The organism is Pseudomonas sp. IT-P294 (genome assembly GCF_949767865.1).
In the GTDB taxonomy this organism is placed as follows: Bacteria; Pseudomonadota; Gammaproteobacteria; order Pseudomonadales; family Pseudomonadaceae; genus Aquipseudomonas.
Genome location: NZ_CATKQW010000003.1, coordinates 81996 through 108254, shown reverse-complemented (window position 1 = coordinate 108254; position 26259 = coordinate 81996). Strand labels below are relative to the sequence as shown.

At 60.1% G+C, this 26259-nt stretch carries 26 protein-coding genes and 1 pseudogene; 6 read left to right on the top strand and 21 right to left on the bottom strand.

Annotated elements, in window-relative coordinates; genetic code table 11:
• The first annotated feature begins 63 nt into the window (after nt 1-63).
• The 3 genes from ACM6I0_RS02875 (at nt 64) to ACM6I0_RS02865 (ending at nt 2693) form a co-directional block, all read left to right on the top strand.
• A complete protein-coding gene (locus ACM6I0_RS02875; protein WP_414921398.1) occupies nt 64-861 on the top strand; it encodes a transporter substrate-binding domain-containing protein in 798 nt (265 codons plus the stop codon).
• Nucleotides 862-1006: 145 nt separating this feature from the next.
• Entirely contained in the window at nt 1007-1966 is a 960-nt protein-coding gene (locus ACM6I0_RS02870) for an amino acid ABC transporter permease (protein WP_285433538.1), read from the top strand.
• A complete protein-coding gene (locus ACM6I0_RS02865; RefSeq protein ID WP_285433539.1) occupies nt 1959-2693 on the top strand; it encodes an amino acid ABC transporter ATP-binding protein in 735 nt (244 codons plus the stop codon). The genes ACM6I0_RS02870 and ACM6I0_RS02865 overlap by 8 nt, the downstream gene beginning before the upstream one ends.
• Before the next feature lie 156 nt (nt 2694-2849).
• Here the strand turns inward: ACM6I0_RS02865 and ACM6I0_RS02860 are convergent, their stop codons facing one another.
• The 11 genes and pseudogenes from ACM6I0_RS02860 to ubiE all read right to left on the bottom strand — a co-directional run bounded on the left by ACM6I0_RS02860 (nt 2850) and on the right by ubiE (nt 11039).
• A complete protein-coding gene (locus ACM6I0_RS02860) occupies nt 2850-3563 on the bottom strand; it encodes a methyl-accepting chemotaxis protein (protein WP_405046076.1) in 714 nt (237 codons plus the stop codon).
• A gap of 144 nt (nt 3564-3707) precedes the next feature.
• Nucleotides 3708-4766 (bottom strand): annotated as a pseudogene (locus tag ACM6I0_RS02855) (methyl-accepting chemotaxis protein); the annotation flags it as partial.
• Between the two features lie 217 nt (nt 4767-4983).
• Entirely contained in the window at nt 4984-5691 is a 708-nt protein-coding gene (locus ACM6I0_RS02850; RefSeq protein WP_285433542.1) for a 16S rRNA (uracil(1498)-N(3))-methyltransferase, read from the bottom strand.
• Complete coding sequence (tatC, locus tag ACM6I0_RS02845) at nt 5688-6482, bottom strand: twin-arginine translocase subunit TatC (protein ID WP_090176639.1); 795 nt, start codon at nt 6480-6482, stop codon at nt 5688-5690. The genes ACM6I0_RS02850 and tatC overlap by 4 nt, the downstream gene beginning before the upstream one ends.
• Nucleotides 6479-6922: a Sec-independent protein translocase protein TatB gene (gene tatB / locus ACM6I0_RS02840; RefSeq protein WP_285433543.1), complete on the bottom strand. Its 444-nt coding sequence runs from the start codon at nt 6920-6922 to the stop codon at nt 6479-6481. Before tatB ends, tatC begins: the two co-directional genes overlap by 4 nt.
• Nucleotides 6923-6932: 10 nt before the next feature.
• Entirely contained in the window at nt 6933-7211 is a 279-nt protein-coding gene (locus ACM6I0_RS02835; RefSeq protein ID WP_285433544.1) for a twin-arginine translocase TatA/TatE family subunit, read from the bottom strand.
• Between the two features lie 25 nt (nt 7212-7236).
• On the bottom strand, nt 7237-7569 hold the full coding sequence (locus ACM6I0_RS02830; RefSeq protein WP_007899279.1) for a phosphoribosyl-ATP diphosphatase: 333 nt from the start codon (nt 7567-7569) through the stop codon (nt 7237-7239).
• Nucleotides 7562-7963 (bottom strand): phosphoribosyl-AMP cyclohydrolase, encoded by a 402-nt coding sequence (gene hisI, locus ACM6I0_RS02825; protein ID WP_007899278.1) that lies wholly within the window; start codon nt 7961-7963, stop codon nt 7562-7564. Before hisI ends, ACM6I0_RS02830 begins: the two co-directional genes overlap by 8 nt.
• Before the next feature lie 81 nt (nt 7964-8044).
• A complete protein-coding gene (ubiB, locus tag ACM6I0_RS02820) occupies nt 8045-9649 on the bottom strand; it encodes a ubiquinone biosynthesis regulatory protein kinase UbiB (RefSeq protein WP_285433549.1) in 1605 nt (534 codons plus the stop codon).
• Complete coding sequence (locus ACM6I0_RS02815; protein ID WP_222589417.1) at nt 9646-10269, bottom strand: SCP2 domain-containing protein; 624 nt, start codon at nt 10267-10269, stop codon at nt 9646-9648. Before ACM6I0_RS02815 ends, ubiB begins: the two co-directional genes overlap by 4 nt.
• Nucleotides 10269-11039, bottom strand: a complete 771-nt coding sequence (ubiE, locus tag ACM6I0_RS02810) for a bifunctional demethylmenaquinone methyltransferase/2-methoxy-6-polyprenyl-1,4-benzoquinol methylase UbiE (RefSeq protein WP_007948968.1) — start codon at nt 11037-11039, stop codon at nt 10269-10271. The genes ACM6I0_RS02815 and ubiE overlap by 1 nt, the downstream gene beginning before the upstream one ends.
• Before the next feature lie 155 nt (nt 11040-11194).
• On the opposite strand from ubiE, the gene ACM6I0_RS02805 reads away from it, so the two are divergent.
• The 3 genes from ACM6I0_RS02805 to ACM6I0_RS02795 all read left to right on the top strand — a co-directional run bounded on the left by ACM6I0_RS02805 (nt 11195) and on the right by ACM6I0_RS02795 (nt 12987).
• Nucleotides 11195-11470, top strand: coding sequence for a polyhydroxyalkanoic acid system family protein (locus ACM6I0_RS02805; protein WP_090176623.1), 276 nt, complete (start codon nt 11195-11197; stop codon nt 11468-11470).
• A 247-nt stretch (nt 11471-11717) separates the two neighbouring features.
• Complete coding sequence (locus tag ACM6I0_RS02800) at nt 11718-12140, top strand: phasin family protein (RefSeq protein WP_090176620.1); 423 nt, start codon at nt 11718-11720, stop codon at nt 12138-12140.
• A gap of 10 nt (nt 12141-12150) precedes the next feature.
• Nucleotides 12151-12987 carry a phasin family protein gene (locus tag ACM6I0_RS02795; protein WP_285433555.1) on the top strand — a complete coding sequence of 279 codons (837 nt, stop codon included), beginning with the start codon at nt 12151-12153 and terminating at the stop codon, nt 12985-12987.
• 196 nt (nt 12988-13183) lie between these two features.
• On the opposite strand, the gene ACM6I0_RS02790 is transcribed toward ACM6I0_RS02795, so the two are convergent.
• The 10 genes from ACM6I0_RS02790 to ACM6I0_RS02745 all read right to left on the bottom strand — a co-directional run bounded on the left by ACM6I0_RS02790 (nt 13184) and on the right by ACM6I0_RS02745 (nt 26182).
• Nucleotides 13184-13804, bottom strand: coding sequence for a TetR/AcrR family transcriptional regulator (locus ACM6I0_RS02790; RefSeq protein ID WP_285433557.1), 621 nt, complete (start codon nt 13802-13804; stop codon nt 13184-13186).
• A gap of 59 nt (nt 13805-13863) precedes the next feature.
• Nucleotides 13864-15546, bottom strand: a complete 1683-nt coding sequence (gene phaC / locus ACM6I0_RS02785) for a class II poly(R)-hydroxyalkanoic acid synthase (protein ID WP_285433558.1) — start codon at nt 15544-15546, stop codon at nt 13864-13866.
• Between the two features lie 113 nt (nt 15547-15659).
• On the bottom strand, nt 15660-16514 hold the full coding sequence (gene phaZ / locus ACM6I0_RS02780; protein WP_285433559.1) for a poly(3-hydroxyalkanoate) depolymerase: 855 nt from the start codon (nt 16512-16514) through the stop codon (nt 15660-15662).
• A gap of 146 nt (nt 16515-16660) precedes the next feature.
• Nucleotides 16661-18340 carry a class II poly(R)-hydroxyalkanoic acid synthase gene (gene phaC, locus ACM6I0_RS02775; RefSeq protein WP_285433561.1) on the bottom strand — a complete coding sequence of 560 codons (1680 nt, stop codon included), beginning with the start codon at nt 18338-18340 and terminating at the stop codon, nt 16661-16663.
• 263 nt (nt 18341-18603) lie between these two features.
• Nucleotides 18604-18975 (bottom strand): DUF971 domain-containing protein, encoded by a 372-nt coding sequence (locus ACM6I0_RS02770; RefSeq protein WP_285433563.1) that lies wholly within the window; start codon nt 18973-18975, stop codon nt 18604-18606.
• Between the two features lie 143 nt (nt 18976-19118).
• Nucleotides 19119-20459: an ATP-dependent protease ATPase subunit HslU gene (hslU, locus tag ACM6I0_RS02765; RefSeq protein ID WP_208670444.1), complete on the bottom strand. Its 1341-nt coding sequence runs from the start codon at nt 20457-20459 to the stop codon at nt 19119-19121.
• Nucleotides 20460-20514: 55 nt separating this feature from the next.
• Complete coding sequence (hslV, locus tag ACM6I0_RS02760) at nt 20515-21045, bottom strand: ATP-dependent protease subunit HslV (RefSeq protein WP_090176604.1); 531 nt, start codon at nt 21043-21045, stop codon at nt 20515-20517.
• Nucleotides 21046-21277: 232 nt separating this feature from the next.
• Nucleotides 21278-21985, bottom strand: coding sequence for an SPOR domain-containing protein (locus ACM6I0_RS02755; protein ID WP_222589425.1), 708 nt, complete (start codon nt 21983-21985; stop codon nt 21278-21280).
• Between the two features lies 1 nt (nt 21986).
• Nucleotides 21987-23723: an arginine--tRNA ligase gene (gene argS / locus ACM6I0_RS02750; protein WP_285433566.1), complete on the bottom strand. Its 1737-nt coding sequence runs from the start codon at nt 23721-23723 to the stop codon at nt 21987-21989.
• A gap of 239 nt (nt 23724-23962) precedes the next feature.
• Entirely contained in the window at nt 23963-26182 is a 2220-nt protein-coding gene (locus tag ACM6I0_RS02745; RefSeq protein WP_414921397.1) for a primosomal protein N', read from the bottom strand.
• Nucleotides 26183-26259: the final 77 nt, after the last annotated feature.

The window sequence follows — 26259 nt, the reverse complement described above, 5'->3', positions numbered from 1 at the left end:
GGTTTTCTAAAGAAAAACCGCCGTTTGCGCGCCTCACAACGCAATGGTTTTGGGGACTTGATGATGAAGAAGTATCTGTCGATGCTGCTGGTCGGCGTCACGGCATTGGTTGCAGTCGGCGCGGCGCAGGCCGGTGCCATCGATGACGCGGTCAAGCGTGGCACGCTGAAAGTCGGCATGGACCCGACCTACATGCCGTTCGAAATGACTAACAAGCGCGGCGAGATCATCGGTTTCGAAGTCGACATCCTCAAAGCCATGTCGAAGGCCATGGGCGTCAAGCTGGAGCTGGTGTCCACCGGCTACGACGGCATCATCCCGGCCCTGATGACCGACAAGTTCGACATGATCGGCAGCGGCATGACCCTGACTCAAGAGCGCAACCTGCGCCTGAATTTCAGCGAACCGTTCATCGTGGTTGGCCAGACCCTGCTGATCCGCAAGGAGCTCGAAGGCACCATCAAGTCCTATAAAGACCTGAACACCGCTGACTACCGCATCACCTCCAAGCTGGGCACCACTGGCGAGATGGTCGCGAAAAAACTGATCGCCAAAGCCAAGTACCACGGTTACGACAACGAACAGGAAGCCGTGCTCGACGTCGTCAACGGCAAGGCGGACGCGTTCATCTACGACGCACCGTACAACGTAGTGGCGGTGAACAAGGTCGGTGCCGGAAAACTGGTATTCCTCGACAAGCCGTTCACCTATGAGCCGCTGGCCTTCGGTCTGAAGAAGGGTGACTTTGACAGCATCAACTTCATCAACAACTTCCTGCACCAGATCCACGAAGACGGCACCTACGATCGAATCCATGACAAGTGGTTCAAAGACACCGCTTGGCTCAAGGACATGGAATAAGGCCGTCAGCTAGACCGCGTCGCCGCCATCGCCAGCAGGCTGGCTCCCACAGGAGATTTGTGTACGCCGCAGATCCAATGTGGGAGCCAGCCTGCTGGCGATGGCGGCTTCCCTGGCGACATAACTTTCGGATTTCGCTAAACCCATGAAACAGAAAAAAGCCCAATGGCCGTGGCACGTATTAACCGTGCTGCTGCTGATCGGCCTGGCCGGCGCGTTGTATTACGCCACCTCGCTGATGTCCTACGAATGGCGTTGGAACCGCGTGCCGCAATACTTCGCGTACCACGCCGAAGAGTCCCAGCGCGCCGCCGACATCTCTACCGTTAGCGAACTGGTGCGCAAGGGCGATAAAGCCGAAGTCACCCTGCGCAATGACGCGGGCGATGAGCAGCACCTGACTGTTGATGACAACAGTCTTCAAGTTGCCCAAGGCGATGACGTCGCTGAAGGCGATGTGATCGGCGTCACCCGCCACTGGGCTGCAGGACCGCTGATGTGGGGATTGTGGACCACCTTATGGTTGTCAGTGGTGTCCGGCGTACTGGGTCTGCTGATCGGTCTCGCTACGGGGCTGTGTCGTCTGTCGAACAACCCCACCTTGCGCGATCTCTCGACGATCTACGTTGAGCTGGTGCGCGGCACGCCGTTGCTGGTGCAGATCTTCATTTTCTACTTCTTCATCGGCACCGTGATGAACCTGTCCCGGGAGTTCGCCGGGATCGCCGCGCTGTCGTTGTTCACCGGCGCCTATGTGGCGGAGATCATCCGCTCCGGCGTGCAGTCCATCGCCCGTGGCCAGAACGAAGCCGCGCGCTCCTTGGGCTTGAGCGCAGGCCAGTCGATGCGCCACGTGGTGCTGCCGCAGGCCTTGAAACGCGTGCTGCCGCCGTTGGCCGGGCAGTTCATCAGCCTGGTCAAGGACACCTCGCTGGTATCGGTGATCGCGATTACCGAGCTGCTTAAAAGCGGTCGTGAAGTCATCACCACCTCGTTCTCACCTTTCGAAATCCTGTTCTGTGTGGCTGGGCTGTACCTGTTGATCAACCTGCCGCTGTCGAAAGTCGCCAGCCGGCTTGAGCGGAGGCTCGCGCAAAGTGATTGAAGTCCGCAATCTGGTAAAAGTCTTCGACACCCGTGGCCAGGTGGTTCGCGCGGTGGATGACGTCACCACGCAAGTGGCCAAGGGCGAAGTGCTGGTGGTCATCGGCCCTTCGGGTTCCGGCAAATCGACGTTCCTGCGCTGCCTCAACGGCCTGGAAGCATTCGATTCAGGCTCGGTGAGCATCGACGGGCTGCAACTGGCCGATTCGAAAACCGATGTGAACGCTTATCGCCGCGAAGTCGGCATGGTGTTCCAGCACTTCAACCTGTTCCCGCACATGACCGTGCTGGAAAACCTTTGCCTGGCCCAGAAAGTCGTGCGCAAGCGCGGCAAGAAAGAGCGCGAGGCCAAGGCCATGGTGTTGCTGGAAAAAGTTGGTATTGCGCAGAAGGCCAATGAGTTTCCATCACGGCTGTCCGGCGGTCAGCAGCAACGTGTGGCGATTGCTCGTGCGTTGGCCATGGAGCCCAAGGTGATGCTGTTCGATGAACCGACCTCGGCGCTTGACCCGGAGATGGTCGGCGAAGTGCTGGACGTCATGAAAACCCTGGCCGTGGAAGGCATGACGATGGTGTGTGTCACCCACGAAATGGGTTTTGCGCGGGAAGTGGCGGATCGGGTGTTGTTCTTCGATCACGGCAAATTGCTGGAAGATGCTTCGCCGGCCGAGTTCTTCGATGCACCGAAGGACCCGCGGGCCCAAGCCTTCTTGCGCCAGGTTCTGTAATTTCATCGGCTGAAAAACCGCTATCGCGAGCAGGCTCACTCCCACAGGGTTAGGCGCCAGACACAAAATTTGTGTACGCCGCCGATCAAAGTGGGAGCGAGCCTGCTCGCGATGGCATCACCTCGGTCCCAAGCGAACCGAGGCATCCGCATCACCTTAAACCTTGAATCTGCCCACCAGCATCTGCAAATGCGTCCCCAGCCGCGCCAGCTCAACGCTGGAGGCTGCGGTCTCTTCACTGGCTGCCGAGGTCTGTTCCGACACATCGCGCACGTTCAGCACGCTGCGGTTGATCTCTTCAGCCACTGCGGTTTGCTGCTCGGCAGCAGCGGCAATCTGCTGGTTCATCGACTGGATCGCCGACACGGTACGCGTGATGCTTTCCAGCGAGCTGCCGGCACGGCGCGTCAGCTCGACGCTGCTGTCGGTCAGGCTGCGGCTGTTGTCCATGATGGTCGCGACTTGCTGGGTGCCGGTTTGCAGGCCGACGATCAGTTCTTCGATTTCTTCGGTGGACTTCTGGGTGCGCTGGGCGAGGCTACGGACTTCGTCGGCGACCACCGCAAAACCACGTCCGGCCTCACCGGCCCGAGCGGCTTCGATGGCCGCGTTGAGCGCCAGCAGGTTGGTCTGTTGGGCGACGGATTTGATCACGTCGAGCACGCTGCCGATCTTGTCGCTCTCGCGTTTCAGATCGCTCATGGCGGCGGTGGAGTTGCCGACTTCGAGGGCCAGGCGCTCGATCTGAGCGATGGCTTCGCCGACGACCTTGTCACCTTCACGCGCCTGCTGGTCGGCGGCGACGGCGGCTTCAGAGGCTTCTTCGGCGTTACGCGCCACCTCCTGAACCGTGGCGGTCATTTCGTTCATGGCGGTCGCCACCTGGTCGGTCTCGACCTTCTGGCTGTTGACCCCGGCGCTGGTCTGCTCGGTCACGGCGGACAGTTCTTCGGCGGCGCTGGCAATTTGCGTGACGCCATTACTGATGCCGCCGATCAGTTCGCGCAGACCCAAAGTCATGCTCTGCATGGCGCGCTGGAGCTGGCCCAGTTCATCGCGGCGTTCAGAGATGAGGTTTTGCGTCAGGTCGCCCGCTGCGACGCGTTCGGCCACTTTAAGGGTCTGGTTCAACGGGATCACGATCTGGCGAGTGATGGCCCATGCAGCGAGCAAACCAAACGCCAAGGCCAGAACGGTCGCCATCAGCAGCAGGTCTTTGGCGTGCGCAGCGTCGGTGTCACGCACGATGGTTTGCGATACGGTCAGTTTTTTGCTGACATCGAGCAGGATGTCCCCTTGCGCGGCCATTTGCTTGAGGGCGGCGGCGCTGGTGACCTGCGAGTCGCGGAATTGGCTGACGGCGGCGCGGTAGGCTTTAAGCGAATCCGTCGCCTGCTGCAGGTTGGCGATATGTTGCTCAGGCAGTTTGGCCGGCAGGCTTTCGAGGTTTTTCAGCGCGTTGTCGATGGCGTCCAGCGCAGGTTGCTCAGCCTCGGTTTTGCCGCTGTAGGTATAGCCGCGAACCTGGAAGCGCGCTTGCTGAATCAGCTTGCTCAGGTCGATCACGCTGTTGAAGTCGGCAACACTGTTGCCTTGCAGCATGGACTTTTCGACTTCGGCGACGCGGGCCACGGCGTTGTCGGCGGTTGCACCGAGTTTGCTGCGGGCATCTTCGCGATTCGCTCCGGCCTGGACCATGGTGCCGAACGCTTGCTTGTACTGGCTGACGGCGGCCAGTTGCTGGTCGATCATCGCCACGTCGTCTGGCTGTTCGATCAATTTGCGCGCGGTTTGCAGACCGGCATCGAGCTGGCCCAACAAGTCGTTGACGGCGCCCGGGCCTTGTTCGCCTCGGCGCATTTCGTAGTCCAGGCGAGCCAGACGCAGGTCTTTGGTTCGGTCATTGAGGCTGGCGATGAACCCGAGCTTGTCGCCACGGCTCATCACGCCCGTCAGGCCGGTCCAGCCCGTGAAGGTGATCAGCAACGTTAGCAGCAGCACCAGACCGAAGCCGATCCCCAGTTTGCGATTGACGCTTACATTTCCCAGACTCTCGGCTAGCCAACGGTACATGCTGCAACTCCCTCGGACCACGCATTGGTTTTATGAGGGCTATATCGGCAGGTGAGCACGAATCTGTAGGCGTATGCGTTGGCTGGGACGATGAATTTCCCTGTGGGAGTGAGCCTGCTCGCGATGGCGGACGGTCAGTCAACAGAAGGTCAACTGGCAGTCCGCCATCGCGAGCAGGCTCGCTCCCACAGGTTCTGTGTCGAACGTTAAGCCCGAGTTAGAAAAGACGTGCGAGCAGGGCTGTGACGGCGGTTTCGACGCGCAGGATGCGCTCACCCAGTTGCACCGGTTGCAGGCCAGACTTGGCCAGCAGATCAATTTCGTAAGGAATCCAGCCACCTTCGGGGCCGATGGCCAGGGTCACCGGCTCATCCAGGCCGCGGGGGCAGGGCGGATAGTTGCCGGGATGGCCGACGAGGCCGAGGGTGCCCTCGCTGATGGCGGGCAGGCGATCCTCGACGAACGGCTTGAAGCGTTTCTCGATAACGATGTCCGGCAGCACGCTGTCCCGGGCCTGTTCGAGGCCGAGGATCAACTGTTCGCGAATCGCCTCGGGTTCAAGGAACGGCGTTTGCCAGAAGCTCTTCTCGACGCGATAGCTGTTCACCAGGATGATTCGTGGCACACCCATGGCCGCTACGGTCTGAAACACCCTGCGCAGCATTTTGGGCCTTGGCAGGGCCAACACCAGTGTCAGCGGCAGCTTGGCCGGTGGCGGCTGGTCGAGGGTGACGCGCAGTTCGGCTTCATCGGCCTCCAGGCGCAGCACTTCGGCGGAGCCCATCAGCCCGCCGATGCGCCCGACCCGCATGCTGTCACCGACGACGCAGCGATGGACTTCCTGCATGTGCGTCAACCGGCGATCACGCAGGATCGCCCGGTCGGCCGCAATGAAGTCGGCCTCTTCGAGGAGCAACAGATTCACGGCTGGGTCGCTGGCGGCTGGTCGTTGTGATCGTCTGCCGGCTGGTCGTCCGGATGCTCGCCGCGTTTGCTGATCAAACCGCCGAACAGCACGCCGATTTCAAACAACAGCCACATCGGCACCGCCAGCAAGGTCTGCGAGAAGATGTCCGGCGGCGTCAGGATCATGCCGACCACGAAGCAGCCGATGACCACATACGGGCGGATTTTCTTCAGGTATTTGACGTCGACCACGCCGATCCACACCAACAGCACCACGGCCACCGGAATCTCGAACGCCACGCCGAAGGCGAAGAACAGCGTCATGACGAAATCGAGGTAGCTGGTGATGTCGGTCATCATTTCCACGCCGGCCGGGGTGGCAGCGGCGAAGAATTTGAAGATCAGCGGGAACACCAGGTAATAGGCGAACGCCATGCCGGTGTAGAACAGCACAATGCTGGACATCAGCAATGGCACCGCAATGCGCTTCTCATGCTTGTACAGGCCTGGCGCGATGAAGCCCCAGATCTGATGCAGGATTACCGGGATCGCCAGGAACAGCGAGACCATCATCGTCAGCTTCAGTGGCGTCAGGAACGGCGACGACACGTCAGTGGCGATCATCGTCGCGCCGGCCGGCAGGTACGCACGCAATGGCGTGGAGACGAAGGTGTAGATCTGCTGGGTGAACGCAAACAGCCCGGCGAAGATGATGAAAATCGCCGCTACGCAACGCAGCAGACGGGTACGCAGCTCGGTGAGGTGCGAAACCAGCGGCATGTGCTGGTCGTTTTCAGGGAGATCGCTCATGGGGCTCGCGGCGGCAGTGTTGGGTCATGAGGGGCTGGCGCAACAGGCGCAGCCGCAGGCGTAACGGGTTCAACCGGCGTTGCTGCAACAACGGGCGCAGGTTCGGCGGCCACTGCAACAGGTGCAGCGGCTGGAGCCTGAATCGTCTGCTCTGCCACGGGCTCAACCGGCGGGACCGGTGTCGCGTCCTGCTGAGTCGGCGTGAAAATCTTCCGCGCCTCCTGTTCCAGCGACAGAATGTGCTCGTTGTGCAGTTGCCGACGGATCTCGTCGGCACCGATTTCACGTTCAACTTCCTGTTTGATCGCGTTGAAGCTGCGCTTCAGGCGGCCGACCCACAGGCCGGCGGTGCGCGCAGCACCCGGCAAACGCTCGGGGCCCAGCACCAGCAGGGCAACGAGGCCGACGAGCAGCAGTTCAGAGAAGCTGATACCAAACATTAGTCAGTGCTCACACGTCTTTGCGGATTGGCTCTTCGACTTTTTGCGCCTGCACATCGATGGTGTGCGGCTGGTTCACGGACTGCGTGGTCTGCGGCTGAACCGGTGGAACCGGTTGGGCCGGGTTCACCGTCGGGTCAACCGGCTTTTCTTCGTCGCTCATGGCTTTCTTGAAACCCTTGATCGACTCGCCCACGTCAGTGCCGAGGTTTTTCAGTTTTTTGGTGCCGAACACCAGCACGACAACAACCAGGATGACGATCCAGTGTTTCCAGTCAAAAATGCCCATGTTGCTGCTCCTCTCTAATAATTGTTCAGGCGGACGGGCGCGAGGCTTTCTCGGCGTGTCCGGACAGACCGAAACGACGGTCCAGTTCATCGAGTACAGCCTGAGGATGCTGCCCCAGTTGGGCGAGCATTACCATGCTGTGGAACCACAAATCGGCGGTCTCGTAGATCACATCGCTGCAGTCGCCGCTGATGGCGGCATCCTTGGCGGCAATGATGGTTTCGACCGACTCTTCGCCGACTTTTTCCAGAATCTTGTTCAAGCCCTTGTGGTACAGGCTGGCGACATACGAGCTGTCGGCGGCGGCGCCTTTGCGCTCTTCCAGTACCTGGGCCAGACGGGTCAGCGTGTCACTCATGGGTGTGTCCTGCGCTATAGATGGCGTGCGGGTCTTTGAGCACCGGGTCGACGGTTTTCCAGTCGCCGTTCTCGAAGACACGGTAGAAGCAACTCTGGCGGCCGGTATGGCAGGCGATGTCACCGATCTGCTCGACCATCAGGATGATCACGTCGGCGTCACAGTCCAGGCGCATCTCATGCAGCGTCTGCACATGGCCGGACTCTTCGCCCTTGCGCCACAGCTTGCCGCGCGAACGTGACCAGTAAATGGCGCGGTTCTCGGCAGCGGTCAATTCCAGTGCTTCGCGGTTCATCCAGGCCATCATCAGGACGCGCCCGGTTTTGTGATCCTGTGCGATCGCCGGCACCAGGCCATCGGCATCCCACTTGATCTCGTCCAGCCAGTTTTTCATCTTCGACTCCGACAGCGGGTTCCACACTTCATGAGCAGAACCCAAGCGTTCAAACAGTGTGCCAGTGCGCGGCACAACTGGCTATCGGCGAACGACCAGATACAAGCCGACGGCCATCATGATTCCGGCCGGCCAGTAAGCCAGTTCGTTCAGCGGTCCACCGATGGCGAGTATCGCGCCACCCGCCAGGTGGGCGGTGCCCAGCAATCGCAGGAACCAATCATCCCGGCGCCTGTGCCACGGTGGCGGTGGGTCATAGGCATGGGGCTGCGACATCCGTTCGAGCAGGTCGCGGGCCATGTTGGCCAAATGCGGGAGCTGCTCGAATTGGCTCTGTACGTTGCCAAGCAAGGCCTTTGGGCTGACCCGCTCGCGCATCCAGCGTTCCAGGAACGGCTGGGCGGTGTTCCACAGGTCCAGCTCCGGGTACAGCTGACGGCCCAGGCCTTCGATGTTCAACAGGGTTTTTTGCAGCAAAACGAGCTGCGGCTGCACTTCCATGTTGAAGCGTCGAGCGGTCTGGAACAGGCGCATCAGCACCTGGCCGAAAGAAATATCTTTTAACGGCTTTTCGAAGATCGGTTCGCACACGGTACGGATCGCCGCTTCGAACTCGTTGAGTTTGGTTTCCGCCGGCACCCAGCCCGAATCGATGTGCAATTGCGCCACACGACGGTAATCGCGCTTGAAGAAGGCGAACAGGTTGCGCGCCAGGTAATCCTGGTCTTCCGGGGTGAGGCTGCCGACGATGCCGCAGTCGATCGCAATGTACTGCGGGCTCCACGGGTTCACGGTGCTGACAAAGATGTTGCCCGGGTGCATGTCGGCGTGAAAGAAACTGTCGCGGAAAACCTGGGTGAAGAAAATCTCCACGCCACGTTCGGCGAGCATTTTCATGTCGGTGCGCTGGTCGGCCAGGGTCGCGAGGTCAGTGACCTGAATCCCGTAGATGCGCTCCATCACCAGCACTTTCGGCCGGCACCAGTCCCAATAGACTTGTGGCACATAAAGCAGCGGCGAGCCTTCGAAGTTGCGCTTCAGCTGGCTGGCGTTCGCCGCTTCGCGCAGCAGGTCGAGTTCGTCGTAGATGGTTTTTTCGTAGTCCTGGACCACGTCCACCGGGTGCAGCAGACGCGCGTCGGCCGAAAGTTTCTCGGCGGCGCGGGCGAGAATGAACAGCCACGCCAGGTCCTGGGCGATGATCGGTTTGAGGCCCGGGCGGATCACCTTGACCACCACTTCTTCACCGGTTTTCAGCTGCGCGGCATGCACCTGTGCCACCGAGGCCGAGGCCAGCGGCTCGACGTCGAAGCGGCTGAACACTTCGCTGATCTTTTTGCCCAGCTGTTCTTCGATCAGATTGACCGACACCTGCGAGTCGAATGGCGGCACACGGTCCTGAAGTTTCATCAGTTCATCGGCGATGTCTTCCGGCAGCAAGTCGCGGCGCGTCGAAAGGATCTGCCCGAACTTGATGAAAATCGGCCCGAGGTCCTGCAGCGCCAGGCGCAATCGCGCGCCACGGCTGAGGTCCAGCGTCTTGCGCGGGAACCAGCGCCACGGCAACACGTAGCGCAGCGCCAGCAGAAACCAGGGCAGTGGCAGGGCGAACAGCAGGTCATCGAGGCGGTAGCGAATCACAACGCGCTGGATGCGCAACAAACGGCGGACGGCAAGCAGCTTCATGCGTTATCGCTTGGGTCGAGGGATCGGGAAAGGCGCTCGAAACGCGCCTCGAGACGTTCCAGATCGAGTTTGATCTGGTCCAGTTCACTGAAACGGGCTTCGGCTTCGCGCTGACCGACGAGGGTGCGCGATTCTTCAGCCAGGTATTCGCCCAGGTTCTGATTGAGGCTGGCGAACCCCTGCTGATACCAGCGAGCGCGACTGCGAAGGTGACCGCCAACCAGTTGCGTTGCGACCGGTCCCAGCCAGCGCGAGAGCTCGTATTCCCAGTCCAGCTCAAGGTCCTGAAGGATCGCCGCCAGTTCCAGCAGCACGCCGCTGTCGCCGTCGAGTTCGACTTCAGGGCCATGCAGGACCGAGGTCTTGTCCTTGCTCATCGCCAGTTTCAACAGGCTGGAGGCCGGTGCACGCAAGGTGCAATCGGCGCCGGTTTCCCAGTGAGCGGCGAGCATCAAGCCTTCATCGCTGGGCAGGATGAACAGTTGCAGCGCCGGACTGCGGCAATCGACGGCAATCACTCTGCCACTCAAATGCGCCAGTCGCGGCAGCGCCGTGCTGTCGAGACGCAGCACCCGGTTCAGGCCGAGTTCAACGCTGGCGAGCAGGCCGGCCAGCAGCATCAGGGTTTGATGCCGCGGTGCAGGGCGACGATGCCTGCGGTCATGTTGTGGTAGGTCACGCGGTCGAAACCGGCTTCGACCATCATCGACTTCAGGGTTTCCTGGTTCGGGTGCATGCGGATCGATTCGGCCAGGTAGCGATAGCTTTCCGAGTCGTTGGTGATCAGCTTGCCCATCAACGGCATGAAGGCGAACGAATAGGCGTCGTAGGCTTTGGACATCAACGCGTTGGTCGGTTTGGAGAATTCCAGCACCAGCAGACGGCCGCCCGGTTTCAGCACGCGCAACATCGAGCGCAGGGCATCTTCTTTGTGGGTGACGTTACGCAGGCCGAAGGCGATGGTGACGCAATCGAAATGGTTGTCCGGGAACGGCAGTTTTTCAGCATCGGCCTGAACGAATTCGACGTTGCCGGCCACACCCAGATCCAGCAGGCGGTCGCGACCGACCTTGAGCATGGACTCGTTGATGTCGGCCAACACCACTTGCCCGGTCGGGCCCACGAGGTGCGAGAATTTCTTGGTCAGGTCGCCCGTGCCGCCGGCGATGTCGAGCACGCGATTACCGGTGCGAACACCTGACAACTCGATCGCGAAACGCTTCCACAGACGGTGCATGCCACCCGACAGGAGGTCGTTCATCAAGTCGTATTTGGCGGCTACCGAGTGGAAAACCTCGGCGACTTTTTCCGCTTTTTGGCTTTCCGGAACGTTTTTGAAACCGAAGTGAGTGGTGGGTTCGGCATCGCTGCCTTTGCGCTGATCAGTCATATCGCTGTCACCAGAAGAGAATGCGGGACATTCTAATCCCGGTGGCCTGCTTTGTCTTGGCAAGGCTGAAGGTAAGATGGACTACCACGGGGACGTTTTGCCGCAGTGACGGTCAAGATGCTTCAGGAAAGTACTCATAAAGCAGGAGTTATTTGATGGCCCGTATTAGTGTTGAACGTGCCCACGGCCTTGGTAAGGAAGCTGCCCGAGAGAAGGCCGAGAAGCTGGCACAGAAGCTGTCCGAGCAATATGGCCTGGAGCCGCAGTGGTCCGGCGACACCCTGAACCTCAAGCGTTCCGGTGTTAAAGGTGCGGTGCATGTGGGTGAGGATTCGATCAAGGTTGATGTCGAGTTGGGTCTGTTGATGTCAGCCATGAGCGGCACCATCAAATCGGAAATCGAAAAGGCCCTCGATAAAGCACTGGCCTGATCGGCAATCGATTTGCGAACGCATTCCCTGTGGGAGCGAGCTTGCTCGCGATAGCGGTGTATCAGGCAACATCCATGTTGAATGTTATGGCCTCATCGCGAGCAAGCTCGCTCCCACAGGTTTAGTGGTGAACCTGATTTTTTATGTCAGTTGTTAGGGTGCCGTTTCTAATTTTTCTCCCTACTTTGTGCCTGAGCCCGACACTTTCGCGGGCAGTTCCTCAAACCTTCTGCGCGTGAGGTGCACCATGGCCAAAGTTATTTTGAAGAAAAAAATCGACGCTTCGACAACCGCTCTGAGCGACGTCAAATCTTATGCCCGCAAGATCTGGCTGGCAGGCCTGGGTGCCTACACCAAGGTCGGCCACGAGGGCAGCGAATACTTTCAAGAGTTGATCAAAGCGGGTCAAACTGTTGAAAAGAAAGGCAAAAAAGTGGTGGCCGAGAAGCTTGAAGCCGCCAACTCAGAGATCGAAGAAGCCAAGAGTGAAGTGAGTACTTTCAAAGGCAAGGTTGAGCTTCAACTCGACAAGGTCGAGAAGGCTTTTGACTCGCGTGTCGCAAGTGCCTTGAATCGTATCGGCATTCCGTCTAAACATGACGTTGAGACACTCTCTGCTAAGCTCGATGAGCTGACGGCATTGCTCGAACGCGTCGCGCGTAAATCTTAAGGAGAACGGGATGGCTGGCAAAAAGAACACCGAAAAAGAAGGCAGCTCGTGGATCGGGAAAGTTGAAGACTACTCCCGCAAAATCTGGCTGGCTGGTTTAGGCGTGTACTCGAAGATCGACACTGACGGCAGCAAGCTCTTCGATACATTGGTTAAAGACGGCGAGAAAGCCGAGAAGCTCACCAAAAGCGCTGTTGGCAAGAAAGTCGATGCCGCCAAGGACACCGCTTCGTCGGCCAAGTCGCGTATCAGCGATGTTAAAGACCGTGCACTGGGCAAGTGGGATGAGCTGGAAGGCGCGTTCGACAAGCGCCTGAACAGCGCCATTTCGCGCCTGGGTGTACCAAGCCGCAATGAAGTGAAAGCGCTGCACAGCAAGGTCGATACCCTGACCAAGCAAATCGAAAAACTCACCGGTGCCAAGGTTGCGCCTGTTGCGGCGAAAACCGCGGCAGCCAAACCTGCGGCGAAAACCGCTGCCAAGCCGCTGGCAAAAGTTGCCGCTAAACCGGCTGCCAAGCCAGCGGCCAAAACGGCTGCAGCCAAACCTGCTGCCAAGGCAGCCGCCAAACCGGTTGCGGCGAAAACAGCTGCAAAACCTGCAGCCAAGCCTGCGGCAAAAACCGCAGCCGCGAAGCCGGCAGTCAAGCCAGCAGCAAAACCTGCCGCAGCGAAGAAACCGGCAGTGAAAAAGCCGGCAGCGCCGAAAGCCGCTGCACCGAAACCAGCAGTGGCTGCCGCCAAACCGGCAGCTCCGGTCAGCGCATCGAACTCCGCTGCCGCACCGACCCCTGCTGTCACCCCGACTGCCGCGCCAGCTCCTTCGACGCCAACCAGTCAGTCCTGATTTTTCAGGGCTCAAGAAAACGCCCGGCCTGCAAAGGTCGGGCGTTTTTGTTTGTGAATGTTTTTCCCGGTACTCCGTAAATTCCTGTGGGAGCTAGCCTGCTAGCGATAGCGGTTCATCAGTCAACAGCAATGTCGGCGGATAAATCGCTATCGCTAGCAGGCTAGCTCCCACAGGGTGCGGCGGTGTTCAGGGGTTAATCGTGTTCTTCGAGGTACTGCAAAGCCAACTGCTCCGTCGCGACCTTGATCGGCGGCAGCAAGTGCGGCGCCACCAGCATCATGATCTGGTAGACCACCAGCCTCACCTCACCCTCTCGATCCAGAATCCGCTGATAGTCGAGCGAGAACAGCAGCGTCATGGTGATCTGTTCCACCAACTGCCCCAACGCCTGCGTGTCGCTGACCAACTGCCCTTGAGCTTTGAGCCGCGCGAGCAATGAAGCCAGCGTGCGTTTGAGTGCATTGAGCAGATTGCGGATGCCCTTGGCCAGTTTTGGCAAGCGCCCGGCCAGGTTCGACAGGTCCTGGAACAAAAACCGGTAATGGGCCAGACGTTCAACGATCAGGTGCAGGAACAGCCAGTAATCCTCCGGGGCCAGTTCCACATCGGCCGGGGGATCAAGCAGTGGCACAAGCTCTGCCTGGAAGCGCTCGAACAGTCCGAGAATCAACGGTTCCTTGCCGTGGAAGTGGTAGTAGAGGTTGCCTGGGCTGATCCCCATTTCATTGGCAACTTCCATGGTAGAGACGTTGGGTTCGCCCTTCTGATTGAACAGCTGCAGGGCACATTCGAGGATCCGGTCGCGGGTTTTCATCCAGTCTTCTTAATGGTCGAGTCATGCCACGGCAGACGTGTGCCGTGGTGAGTGGTCCGTCAGCGCACACGCACGTAAGTGCCGGGTGCCGCCTCCATCGGTGGATAGTTCTGGTTGCCCAGGGCCATGTGGGTTTCCTTCAGCGCGCCCGAGCGCTGCTGAATCCAGGCCAGCCATTGGGTCCACCAACTGCCGTCGACTTGTTTGGCGTCGTAATACCAGGCCCTTGGGTCGCTGCTCAGTTTCGCGCTCTCGACGAAGTTGGCTTTGGGGTTGCTCGGCGGGTTGAGGATGCTCTGCACGTGGCCGCTGTTTGAAAGAACGAAGCGCCGTTCGCCCCCCAGCAACAGCGTCGAGCGATACACCGCGTCCCACGGCGTGATGTGGTCGTTGATGCCGGCCACGCTGAAACTGTCGACGGTGACTTTCTGCAAGTCTATCGGTGTGCCGCACACTTCAAGACCGCCAGGATGACTCAACGGGTTGTGCTTGAAGAAATCCAGCAGGTCTCCATGAAAGGCTGCTGGCAGGCGGGTGTTGTCGTTGTTCCAGTAGAGAATGTCGAAGGCTGGCGGCTCCTTGCCGAGCAGGTAGTTGTTGACGAAATAACTCCAGATCAAATCGTTGGGGCGCATCCAGGCGAACACCTTGGCCATGTCGCGGCCGTCCAGTACTCCTTTCTGATAAGAACGACGCTTGGCCGCTTCCAGCGTCTGCTCGTCGGCGAACAGTGTCGCTGGAGAGTCCATCTGACTGTCCAGGAGGCTGACCAGATACGTCGCGCTGGACACCCGCCGCAGCTGCCGCTTGGCCTGCAAGTGCCCTTGCAGGGCGGCGATGGTCAGCCCGCCTGCGCAAGCGCCCATCAGGTTGACCTCGCGGGCACCGGTGATGGCGCGGCAGACATTCATGGCTTCTTCGACGGCTTCAACGTAAGACGACAGTCCCCACTCGCGATGCCGAACGTCCGGGTTGCGCCAGCTGATCATGAAGGTCTGCAGGCCGTTCTTCAGGGCGAACTGGACGAAGCTGTTGTGTGGGCTCAGGTCGAAAATGTAGTACTTGTTGATCTGCGGAGGCACCACCAGCAGCGGCTTGGAATATTGCTTTTCACTCATTGGCTTGTACTGGATCAGCTCCAGCAGTTCATTGCGAAACACCACGGAGCCGGTGGTGGTTGCGACGGTTTTTCCGACCTCGAAAGAGTGCTTGGTGACCTGTCTGGGCAGTCCATCGTTGTGCAGGAAGTCGTCGACGAGATGGCCGAGGCCACGCACCAGGCTGTTGCCGCCGGAATTAAAGATTTCCTTGATCGCCAGTGGATTGAGCAAGGTGTTGGACGGCGCTACGGCGTCGTTGAGCAAGGCAAAGGCAAAGTGCGCGCGGGCGAGGTCGTCGGGCGCCATGCCGCTTTCGTCGATCCAGCTTTTGACCTGTTTCTGCCAGCTCAGGTAGGCCTGCAAGCTGCGGCGATAAAAAGGGTTGAGGCTCCACGCCGGGTCGGCAAAACGACTGTCCTGCGGGTTGATGGGGTGCAGGGTTTCACCCAGCAGTACGCGACCCAACTGACCGCCCAGCTTCAAGGCATGGCGGGCGCTGTGCACCGGGTGGCGCAAACCGTGGGATGCCACACTGCGCAAGGTCGATAAAAGATCCTGGCCACGCAGGCCGGTAATTGCACTCTGTGCGTTGATGAACGCGGCGGGCGTGGGCAAAAGGTCCCTAGCTGGTCTTTCGCGCATGAATCAACACTCCTTCGTCTTCAGGCCAAAAACAAATACACGAACCAGAACACCATAGACGCTGTAACGGGTTGTTGCGCGGCGCGGCGTCCTGCCGGCCGACAACGGGCCGGTTAACCGCCCGATGGCGCCGGATGCGGATGCATCACGGCGCGCTGACGCTCCTCCTCGAGAAATTTCATGATGATCGGTGCCACGGCTTCAGCGCGGGTAATCAAGAACAGATGCCCGTCATCGATGATGTGCAACTGGGCATTGGGAATCCGCCAGGCCAGCATGCGCATGTTGATCAGCGGGATCAGTGGATCGTCATCGCCGGCCAGTACCAGGGTTGGCTGATTGATCTTGTGCAGCCAGTGAATGCTGGTCCAGCCGAATCCGGCGAACAGCTGCCAGTAGTAACCGAGCTTGCCCGCCGAACGGACCTTCGCCGCATGGCTGGCGGCCAGCGTCGGATCGCGCCGGAACGAGCCGCCGTAGATCATCGGTGCAATACGAATCACATGGGATGGCTGGATATAGCGCCGGGGGCTGGCCATCATCCACAGCACTTTCGGTTTGCCCGGTACCATCACGGCGCCGGCTGCAGTGGCGGCGAGCACGAGCTTCTTGCAGCGTTCGGGATAGTCATAGGCGAATTGCTGGGCGAGGGCGCCTCCCCAGGAAACGCCGATGACGTTGACTTGCCCGTAGTCGAGGTAGTCGAGCATCCGCGCCGTGAGTTTGGCCAGGCCCGGAAAGCGGTATGGCCGATTGGGTGTGGATGATCCGCCGACACCGGGGACGTCGAACGCGATGACTTCCAGGTCCGGGTCCAGCGCCGCGACAAACGGAAACACCAGCTCCAGGTTGGCGCCGATGCCGTTGAAAATAAGCAAGGGCGTCAAATGAGGCTTGCCGGGACGTACTGCCGTGCGGAGGGTCTGGCCATCCAGGTCGACGGTACGGAATATGAAAGGTTGCGGCATGGCTTCAAGCCCTGTGGGTTAATTCATTCCCGAAACCTTGTGGGAGCGGGCTCGCCCGCGATAGCGGTGTATCAGTCAGCACATTGGCTGAGGCTGCCGCCGTCATCGCGGGCAAGCCCGCTCCCACAGGGATCGAGGTGTGTCGGTTACCGCTCGTGTACGTAAGTGCCTGGCGCTGCCTCGCCTGCCGGGTAGGTTTTATTGCCAAGGCTTGCCGGGGTTTTTTTCAATTTGCCCGAACGCTCGGCTTGCCACGCCTGCCAGTGCAGCCACCAGGAGTCGGTGTGCTTGGTGGAGTTTTCTTGCCAGTCCTCGGCTTTGACCGGCATCTCGGAGCTGGTCATATAACGTGACTTCGGATTGCCCGGCGGGTTCAGAATGCTCTGGATATGCCCGCTGCTTGACAGCACGAACTCGACCTTGCCGCCAAACAGCTGCGCCGACTTGTAGCAGGACTTCCACGGGGTGATGTGGTCGTTGGTGCCGGCCAGGGAAAAGATGTCGGCGGTGACCTGTTTCAGGTCGATGGGCGTACCGCACACTTCCAGTGCGTTGGGTCGGATCAGTGGATTGTTTTTGAACATCTCGATCAGGTCGCCGTGGAATGCGGCGGGCAATCGGGTGGTGTCGTTGTTCCAGAACAGGATGTCGAACACCGGCGGCTCGTTGCCGAGCAGATAGTTGTTGACCCAGTAGTTCCAGATCAAATCGTTGGGGCGCATCCAGGCGAAGACTTTCGCCATGTCGCGGCCTTCCAGCACGCCGGCCTGGTAGGAATGGCGCTTGGCGGCTTCGAGGGTTTGTTCATCAACGAACAGTGCTACGTCGCTGTCCAGGGTCGTGTCCAGCACGCTGACCAGCAAGGTCAGGGCGTTGACCTTCTTCTCGCCGATCGCAGCGTAGTGGCCCAGCAGCGCGGTGCAGGTAATGCCGCCGGAGCAAGCACCGAGCATGTTCACGTCTTTGCTGCCGGTGATCGCCATCACCACGTCGACCGCTTCCTTGAGCGCTTCGATGTAGGTCGACAGACCCCACTCACGCTGTTCCTTGGTCGGGTTGCGCCAGCTGACGATGAAGGTCTGCACATTGTTGCGCAGGCAGAAACGCGCCAGGCTCTTGTCCGGGCTCAGGTCGAATACATAGAACTTGTTGATCTGCGGCGGCACCACCAGTAGCGGACGCTCATGCACCTGCTCGGTGATCGGGCGGTACTGGATCAGCTCCAGTACGTCGTTGCGGAACACCACCGCACCTTCGGTCACGCCCAGGCTCTTGCCGACTTCGAAGGCGCCCATGTTGACCTGGCTCGGCATGCCGCCGTTGTGCACCAGGTCCTTGGCGAGGTGCGAGAGGCCGTCGAGCAGGCTTTTGCCGCCGGTTTCAAAGAAGCGCTTGACCGCCGCCGGGTTGGCCGCACTGTTGGTCGGGGCCATGGCTTCGGTCATGAGGTTGATCACGAAATGCCCGCGACTGACGTCTTTGGGCGGCAGGTTGCTCTCGTCGATCCAGGCGTGGAGCTCCTTGCGCCACGCCAGGTAAGTTTGCAAATAACGCTTATAGAGCGGGTTCTGGCTCCAGGCCGGATCGGCAAAACGACGGTCATCGCTTGTAGGTTGAAGCTCGGATTTACCGAATAACACGTTCTTCAGTTCAAGGCCGAAATGGGCGACATGCTTTGCACTGTGAATCGGTTGCTTGATGGCCTGCCTGAGCACCATCCGAGCGGACGCCAGAAGATCCTTTCCACGCAGCCCAACGACAGGATTCAGCCCCAAGGTGTTTTCCGAGGCTTGATACTTCAAGTCATCGTTATTCTTGTTACTCATCTACGACGCTCCATTGTCCTGAGACGAGTACCTGGGTCCAGCTGTGTAGTCGCACACAGCCAAGGCCAGGTACTACTGCTCGGGTGACCGTTAATTCTGCATCGCTGCTTTTTTCAATCGCAGAGAGCACTGCAGGGAACTTGCCAGCTCCATTGGTTACCCGAGTTTAATTTTTTTCGCAAGCGGGCCAATCAGTGACCCAGGAGCGGAGCATTCAAACAGATGGAATTAGAAAATGCCCTCTAAAGAGCAAGAGGCCTGACTTAGAGCATCAGCTTGACGACGGACTGGCTCGGGTCGCGGGTTTTTCCGGCGGCTTTGAGTTCCGCAAGATAGTCATCCCAAAGTGCGTCCTGGCGCCGCCCGAGTTCGTACAGATATTCCCAAGTGAACAGGCCGCTGTCGTGGCCATCGTCGAAGGTCAATTTCAGTGCGTACTGACCGGCCGGTTCTACCTTGGTCAGGCCTACGCCGATCTTGCCAAATTGCAGGATAGGTTTGCCGTGGCCCTGGACCTCGGCGGAAGGAGAGTGCACGCGCAGGAACTCGGCGGGCAGGTGATATTCCTCGCCGGACGCGTATTTCAGCGACAGGGTTTTGGAGGCTTTGTGCAACTTGATATCGGTGGGAATCATGACTGGATGTCCGCTTTGTGAAGATCCTTGTGGGAGCGAGCTTGCTCGCGATTGCGGTATCACATTCAACATCAATATCGAATGAGATGGCCTCATCGCGAGCAAGCTCGCTCCCACAGGTTCTCCATCACTGTAAGAGTTGCTTACAGGATATAACGGGACAGGTCTTCGTTTTGCGCCAATTCACCCAAGTGGCTGTTGACGTAGTCGGCGTCGATCATGATCACCTTGTCGTCGTGGGCGCTGGCCAGGTCGCCGGCGCTGAACGACACCTCTTCGAGCAGACGCTCGAGCAAGGTGTGCAGGCGGCGGGCACCGATGTTCTCGGTCTTCTCGTTGACCTGCCAGGCGATCTCGGCGATGCGCTTGATGCCGTCCGGCTGGAACTCGATGGACAGGCCTTCGGTTTTCAGCAAGGCGCAATATTGCTCGGTGAGCGAGGCGTGCGGCTCGCTGAGAATGCGCTCGAAATCTTCAGGCGTCAGCGCCTTCAATTCGACACGAATTGGCAGACGACCTTGCAGCTCAGGCACCAGGTCGCTCGGCTTGCTCAGGTGGAACGCGCCGGAAGCGATGAACAGGATGTGGTCGGTCTTGACCATGCCCAGCTTGGTGTTGACGGTGCAGCCTTCGATCAAAGGCAGCAAGTCGCGCTGCACGCCTTCGCGGGACACGTCGACTCCGCCGGAGTTACCGCGCTTGGCGACTTTGTCGATTTCGTCGATGAACACAATGCCGTGCTGTTCGACCGCTTCCAGGGCCTTGGCCTTCAACTCATCATCGTTGACCAGGCGGCTGGCTTCTTCGTCACGCACCAGTTTCAGCGCTTCCTTGACCTTGATCTTGCGGCTCTTGCGTTTGCCCTTGCCCATATTGGCAAACAGGCTCTGCAACTGATTGGTCATTTCTTCCATGCCCGGTGGCGCGGAGATGTCGACGCCGGCCATTTCGGCGACTTCGATTTCGATCTCCTTGTCATCCAGCTGGCCTTCACGCAGGCGCTTGCGGAACAGCTGGCGGGTGTTGGAATCGGAAGAAGACGGCGCGTCGTCATTGCTGAAGCCCATGCGCGCCGGTGGCAGCAGGGCGTCGAGGATGCGGTCTTCGGCGGCGTCTTCGGCGCGGTGGCGAACCTTGGTCATTTCCTGTTCGCGCAGCAATTTGATGGCGGCATCGGCCAGGTCACGAATGATCGACTCGACGTCGCGACCGACGTAGCCGACTTCGGTGAACTTGGTGGCTTCGACTTTGATGAACGGCGCATTGGCGAGTTTGGCCAGGCGACGGGCGATCTCGGTTTTACCGACACCGGTCGGGCCGATCATCAGGATGTTCTTGGGGGTAACTTCAACGCGCAGCTCTTCCGGCAGCTGCATCCGGCGCCAGCGGTTACGCAGCGCGATGGCGACGGCGCGCTTGGCATCGTCCTGGCCGATGATATGGCGATTGAGTTCGTGGACGATTTCACGGGGAGTCATGGACATAGTAATTGGCGGTCCTCAAGCAAAAGTGAGCCGTGGCACTAAGGCCGGAACAGGCTTACTCCGCGAGGTCCTGCTCCTCAATGGTAAAGGTGTGGTTGGTGAATACGCAGATGTCGCCAGCGATGCCGAGAGCGGTTTCGACGATTTCCCGGGCCGACAGATCGGTTTTCTTCAGCAAGGCGCTGGCGGCAGCCTGGGCGTAACCGCCACCGGAACCCATGGCGATCAAGCCTTGCTCGGGCTCAACCACGTCGCCGTTGCCGGTGATGATCAGAGACGCGTCTTTGTTGGCGACCGCGAGCATGGCTTCGAGGCGGCTGAGGGAGCGGTCAGTGCGCCATTCTTTGGCGAGTTCGACAGCGGCGCGAACCAAGTGGCCCTGATGTTTCTCAAGCTGGCCTTCGAAGCGCTCGAAGAGCGTGAAGGCGTCAGCGGTGGCCCCGGCAAAACCGGCGATAACCTGGCCGTGGTACAGGCGGCGAACTTTCTTCGCGTTGCCTTTCATCACGGTATTGCCAAGAGAAACCTGGCCGTCGCCGCCCATGACGACTTTGCCGTGGCGGCGAACTGAAACGATGGTGGTCAAAGGGAGAGTCTCCACGCAGCGGGGCGAAAATGCCTTATGCAAACTCATATGGGGGTGGTGGCGCGTATTTCAACTGTGGGGCAGGAGAGGGGACGAGCGGTGTAGAGCGTGATCGTTCCCACGCTCTGCGTGGGAATGCAGCCCGGGACGCTCCGCGTCCCTTTCTAAAGCTGGAACGCGGAGCGTCCCTTGAGGCGTTCCCACGCGGAGCGTGGGAACGATCGGAGGTGGGTCAGCGGTTCTGACGTTGTTGTAACAACAGGTTGCTGAAGCCGGCGCCGGCCAGTTGTTTCTGCGCGGTGGTCAGTTGCTCGCGGTTGCTGAACGGTCCGACCAACACCCGATACCAGGTTTCGTCTTTAACGGTGCCGGATTCAACCGCCACCGCCTGGCCCAGCAGAATGATCTGCGCCCGAACCTTGTCCGCGTCGGCTTGCTTGCGGAAGGAACCCGCCTGCAAGAAGAACTTGGTCACTGGCGCCGCTTTCGACACCGGTGGTGCTGGCGGCGGCGTGATCCCGGCCAGTGCGGCCTGAGCGCGCTGTGTGTCGATCTTCGCCGCCTGCTCTGGTGTGACCGGCGTGGTCGGAACGGCTGGCACTTGCGGCGACGGCAGCGTTTTCTCCGGCACGGCATCCGGCGGCACGATCACTTCCGATTCCGGCAGCAGGGTATAGAAGTCGTACTTGGGCTTGACCGGTTGCGTCGGGCTCGGCGGCGTCTTGTTGGCCTCGGCGATTTTCGTCGCTTTCTGCTGCTCGATCTTCTCGCGCTTGACGCTTTCACTGCCCTTGCCCGGTTCCAGCTTCATCAGGAACACAACGAACGCACCGACCGTCAGGCCGATGGCCATCCACAACCAACCCGGGATCGGTTGCTTTGCAGGGGCTTGGTAACGGCTGGCGCCACGCTTGGGTGCAGGTTTTTTCTTGGCAGCCAACTTACATACGCTCCAGAGTTTCCAGACCCAAGAGTTCCAGGCCTTGCTTGAGAGTGCGACCGGTCAGCGCGGCGAGGCGCAGGCGGCTCTGCATTTGCGCCGGGGTGTCGGCGCTGAGGATCGGGCAGTTCTCGTAGAAACTGGAGAACAGACCGGCGACATCGTACAGGTAGGTGCACAGGATGTGCGGTGTGCCTTTTTCGCAAACGTTATTCAGTACTTCGCCGAACTGCGCCAGTTTGGCCGCCAGTTCATGCTCGTGCTCCGCTTCAAGGACAATCTTGCCTTCGACTTCGCTGAAGTCCTTGCCCAGTTTGCGGAACACACCGGCCACGCGGGTGTAGGCATACAGCAGGTAAGGCGCGGTATTGCCTTCGAAGTTCAACATCAGATCGAAGTTGAAGCTGTAGTCGCTGGTGCGGTGTTTGGACAGGTCGGCATATTTCACCGCACCGATGCCCACGACCTTGGCGATTTTGCGCAACTCGTCATCGGCAAGCTCCGGGTTCTTGTCCTTCACCAGGGTGTAGGCGCGCTCCTGGGCTTCGGTCAGCAGGTCGATCAGCTTCACGGTGCCGCCGTCACGGGTCTTGAACGGACGGCCATCTTTACCATTCATGGTGCCGAAGCCCATGTGTTCCATTTCCATCGGGTGCGTCACGAAGCCGGCCTTGCGAGCGACCGCGAACACTTGCTGGAAGTGCAGCGCCTGACGCTGGTCGACGAAGTACAGCGCGCGATCAGCCTTGAGCTTGCCGCTGCGATAGCGCACGGCCGCCAGGTCGGTGGTGGCGTAGAGGTAGCCGCCGTCAGCCTTGACGATGATCACCGGCAGCGGGTCGCCGTCGGCGTTCTTGAACTCGTCGAGGAACACGCATTGCGCGCCGTTGCTTTCAACCAGCATGCCGGCGGCCTTGAGGTCATTGACCACATTGATCAGGTCGTCGTTGTAGGCGCTTTCGCCCATCACGTCGGCCATGGTCAGTTTGACGTTCAGCAGTTCGTAGATTTTCTGGCAGTGCGACAGCGAGATGTCTTTGAACTTGGTCCACAGCGCCAGGCAGTCAGGGTCGCCGGCCTGCAACTTGACCACCAGGCCCCGGGCACGGTCAGCGAACTCTTCGGATTCATCGAAGCGTTGCTTGGCGGCGCGGTAGAAGTTTTCCAGGTCCGACAGTTCGTCGCTGGTGATCGGGTTTTCCTGGAGGTACGCCATCAGCATGCCGAACTGAGTGCCCCAGTCGCCAACGTGGTTCTGACGGATCACCTCGTCGCCGAGGAACTCCAGCACGCGCGCTACGCCGTCGCCGATGATGGTCGAGCGCAAGTGGCCGACGTGCATCTCTTTGGCCAGGTTCGGCGCCGACAGATCGACCACGGTGCGTTGCGCCGGGCCAGCCTTGCGCACGCCAATGTGTTCGTCGGCCAGCGCGGCGTCCAGGCGTGATGCCAGGGCATCGGTATTCTGGAAGAAGTTCAGGAAGCCCGGGCCGGCGATCTCGGTCTTGGTGACGTTTTCGTCAGCCGGCAGCGCCGCGATGATTTTCTCGGCCAGGTCGCGCGGCTTCATACCGGCCGGCTTGGCCAGCATCATCGCGATGTTGCTGGCGAAGTCGCCGTTCTTCTTGTCACGGGAGTTTTCCACCTGGATCGCCGGCGACAGGCCTTCAGGCAACACACCTTCGTTGACGAGTTGGGTGATGGCTTGTTGGATCAGCTGGCGAATGGTGTCTTTCATGGTGTTCTCTTTCGACCGCAAGCGCGGCGGCGCCTGGATGCGCTAGTGGAAAAACTGGGCATTATCCGTGGCCCAGACGTGCTTGCCAACTATAGCGGGCAGGTTATGGATATGTGGTGACTATTCGGGCCTCATCGCGAGCAGGCTCGCTCCCACAGTGGATCGGCGGTGTTGATACTTTATTTGCCCACTACCAAAAACCTGTGGGAGCGAGCCTGCTCGCGATGGCGATCTTAATATCAATACAAATCGACGGGATCGACATCGAGAGACCAGCGCACCGCACGCCCGCTCGGCATCTGCTCCAGGAGCAGCAGCCAACTGGCAAGCAATCGATGCAACGGCGCCCGAGCCGTGGCCTGCAACAACAATTGCGCACGATAGCGCCCGGCACGTCGCTCCATCGGGGCCGGCACCGGCCCAAGTAGTTCGATCCCGGTCAAATTCTGCTCAGTCAGCAAACGCTCGGCTTCACTGCATGCCTCATCGAGAAAACCTTCGGCTTGCCCTGGTTTATGCGCTTCGGCCCGCAGCAGCGCCAAATGCGCAAACGGTGGCAAGCCTGCAGATCGACGTTCGCTCAAGGCCTGCTCGGCAAAGGCGAAATAGCCTTGTTCGGTCAATTGCACCAGCAGTGGGTGGTCGGCCAAGTGTGTCTGGATAATCACCTTGCCAGGCTCTTCGGCCCGCCCCGCACGGCCTGCGACCTGGACGATCAGCTGCGCCATGCGCTCGCTGGCGCGGAAGTCACCGGAGAATAGCCCGCCGTCGGCATCAAGAATCGACACCAGCGTCACCCGTGGAAAATGGTGTCCTTTGGCAAGCATTTGCGTACCGACCAGGATGCACGGATGGCCTTTCTGGATGGTGGCGAACAGCTGATTCATCGCGTCCTTGCGCGAAGTGCTGTCGCGGTCGACCCGCAGCACCGGGACGTCCGGAAACAAAATGCCCAGGCGCTCCTCGGCGCGCTCGGTGCCGGCGCCGACGGGCCGTAAATCGACCTTGCCGCATTTCGGGCAGTGCCGAGGTACGCGCTCGACGTAGCCGCAATGGTGACAGCGCAGTTCGCCGGAGCGTTGATGCACGGTCATTCGGGCGTCGCAGCGCTGGCATTCGGACATCCAGCCACAGTCATGACACAACAGTGTCGGCGCGAAGCCGCGGCGGTTCAGGAACACCAACACTTGCTGGCCGGCCGCCAATGTCTGACCGATGGCTTGTTGCATTGGCCCGGAAATGCCGCTGTCCAGCGGACGGCTTTTCACATCCAGACGCAGGAACCGCGGCTGCTTGGCACCACCCGCCCGTTCATTCAGGCGCAGGAGGCCGTACCGGCCGGTGTAGGCGTTGTGCAGGCTTTCCAGCGACGGTGTGGCGGAGCCGAGCACGATTGGAATGTTTTCCTGACGTGCACGAACCAGTGCCAGATCCCGGGCGTGGTAGCGCAGGCCTTCCTGCTGTTTATAGGAGCTGTCGTGCTCTTCATCGATGATGATCAGGCCGGGATTTTTCATCGGCGTGAACAGCGCTGAGCGCGTGCCGATAATAATGTCGGCGTCACCGTCCCGGGCGGCGAGCCAGGCTTCCAGGCGCTCGCGGTCGTTGACTGCGGAGTGGATCAGGGCGATGCGGGCATTGAAACGCTGCTCGAAGCGCGCCAGGGTTTGCGGACCGAGGTTGATCTCCGGGATCAGTACCAGCGCCTGCTTGCCGGCCTCAAGCGTTTCGCGGATCAACTGCAAATACACTTCAGTCTTGCCGCTGCCCGTGACGCCGGCCAGGAGGAAGGCGTGATAACTGTCGAACCCGGCGCGAATGGCTTCATAAGCAGCGCGCTGTTCGGGGTTGAGCGGTAGTTCGGGCTGCGCGAGCCAGTGTTCGTGGCGAGCGCCAGGTGCGTGCTTGCGGATTTCCACCTGCACCAGATCTTTGGCGAGCAGTAGGTCCAGGCTATCCTTGCTCAGCATCAGCTTGCTCAGCAATTGATGCGCTACGCCGTGAGGATGTTGGGCAAGCGTCGCCAGGGCTTCACGCTGGCGGGGCGCGCGGGCGATTCGCGGGTCATCGAGGCTGGCACCGGGCGCGGCGGACCAGAAGCGCTCCTGGCGCGCTTCGGCCAACTCGCCCTGACGCAACAATACCGGCAGTGCCCAGCTCAACGTGTCGCCCAGACTGTGCTGGTAATACTGGGACGTCCACAGGCACAGCTTGAACAGCGCCGGTGGCAGCGGCGGGGTGGCGTCGAGCAGGGCCAGCGCCGGTTTGAGTTTTTCCACCGGCACTTCGCTGGTGTCGGTGACTTCCACCAGAATCCCGATCATCTCCCGTCGGCCGAAGGGCACCCGCAGGCGCATGCCCGGTTGCAACTGGGCGCGCAGGACCCCGGCCGGGGCGCGGTAATCGAACAGGCGGCGCAGGGGCGAAGGCAGGGCGAGGCGCAAAATGGCGTCGGGCACGCGATGGTTTTCTCGATGATGGGGCGGTGAAGAAGGCCGGGAGCCTAGCAGACGACTGGTGTAAGCGACAGCTTGCG

Excerpts from the sequence above, each read along its gene's own strand:
- ACM6I0_RS02830 (WP_007899279.1), bottom strand. The coding sequence starts at position 7,569 with ATGAGTGACACGCTGACCCGTCTGGCCCAGGTACTGGAAGAGCGCAAA.
- hslU (WP_208670444.1), bottom strand. The coding sequence starts at position 20,459 with ATGTCCATGACTCCCCGTGAAATCGTCCACGAACTCAATCGCCATATC.
- ACM6I0_RS02815 (WP_222589417.1), bottom strand. The coding sequence starts at position 10,269 with ATGCTGCTGGCCGGCCTGCTCGCCAGCGTTGAACTCGGCCTGAACCGG.
- hisI (WP_007899278.1), bottom strand. The coding sequence starts at position 7,963 with ATGAAAAACTGGCTGGACGAGATCAAGTGGGATGCCGATGGCCTGGTG.
- ACM6I0_RS02835 (WP_285433544.1), bottom strand. The coding sequence starts at position 7,211 with ATGGGCATTTTTGACTGGAAACACTGGATCGTCATCCTGGTTGTTGTC.
- tatC (WP_090176639.1), bottom strand. The coding sequence starts at position 6,482 with ATGAGCGATCTCCCTGAAAACGACCAGCACATGCCGCTGGTTTCGCAC.
- ACM6I0_RS02805 (WP_090176623.1), top strand. The coding sequence starts at position 11,195 with ATGGCCCGTATTAGTGTTGAACGTGCCCACGGCCTTGGTAAGGAAGCT.
- phaC (WP_285433558.1), bottom strand. The coding sequence starts at position 15,546 with ATGCGCGAAAGACCAGCTAGGGACCTTTTGCCCACGCCCGCCGCGTTC.
- tatB (WP_285433543.1), bottom strand. The coding sequence starts at position 6,922 with ATGTTTGGTATCAGCTTCTCTGAACTGCTGCTCGTCGGCCTCGTTGCC.
- argS (WP_285433566.1), bottom strand. The coding sequence starts at position 23,723 with ATGAAAGACACCATTCGCCAGCTGATCCAACAAGCCATCACCCAACTC.
- ACM6I0_RS02770 (WP_285433563.1), bottom strand. The coding sequence starts at position 18,975 with ATGATTCCCACCGATATCAAGTTGCACAAAGCCTCCAAAACCCTGTCG.
- ACM6I0_RS02870 (WP_285433538.1), top strand. The coding sequence starts at position 1,007 with ATGAAACAGAAAAAAGCCCAATGGCCGTGGCACGTATTAACCGTGCTG.
- phaZ (WP_285433559.1), bottom strand. The coding sequence starts at position 16,514 with ATGCCGCAACCTTTCATATTCCGTACCGTCGACCTGGATGGCCAGACC.
- ACM6I0_RS02875 (WP_414921398.1), top strand. The coding sequence starts at position 64 with ATGAAGAAGTATCTGTCGATGCTGCTGGTCGGCGTCACGGCATTGGTT.
- ubiE (WP_007948968.1), bottom strand. The coding sequence starts at position 11,039 with ATGACTGATCAGCGCAAAGGCAGCGATGCCGAACCCACCACTCACTTC.
- ubiB (WP_285433549.1), bottom strand. The coding sequence starts at position 9,649 with ATGAAGCTGCTTGCCGTCCGCCGTTTGTTGCGCATCCAGCGCGTTGTG.
- phaC (WP_285433561.1), bottom strand. The coding sequence starts at position 18,340 with ATGAGTAACAAGAATAACGATGACTTGAAGTATCAAGCCTCGGAAAAC.
- ACM6I0_RS02790 (WP_285433557.1), bottom strand. The coding sequence starts at position 13,804 with ATGAAAACCCGCGACCGGATCCTCGAATGTGCCCTGCAGCTGTTCAAT.
- ACM6I0_RS02860 (WP_405046076.1), bottom strand. The coding sequence starts at position 3,563 with ATGAACGAAATGACCGCCACGGTTCAGGAGGTGGCGCGTAACGCCGAA.
- ACM6I0_RS02795 (WP_285433555.1), top strand. The coding sequence starts at position 12,151 with ATGGCTGGCAAAAAGAACACCGAAAAAGAAGGCAGCTCGTGGATCGGG.
- ACM6I0_RS02800 (WP_090176620.1), top strand. The coding sequence starts at position 11,718 with ATGGCCAAAGTTATTTTGAAGAAAAAAATCGACGCTTCGACAACCGCT.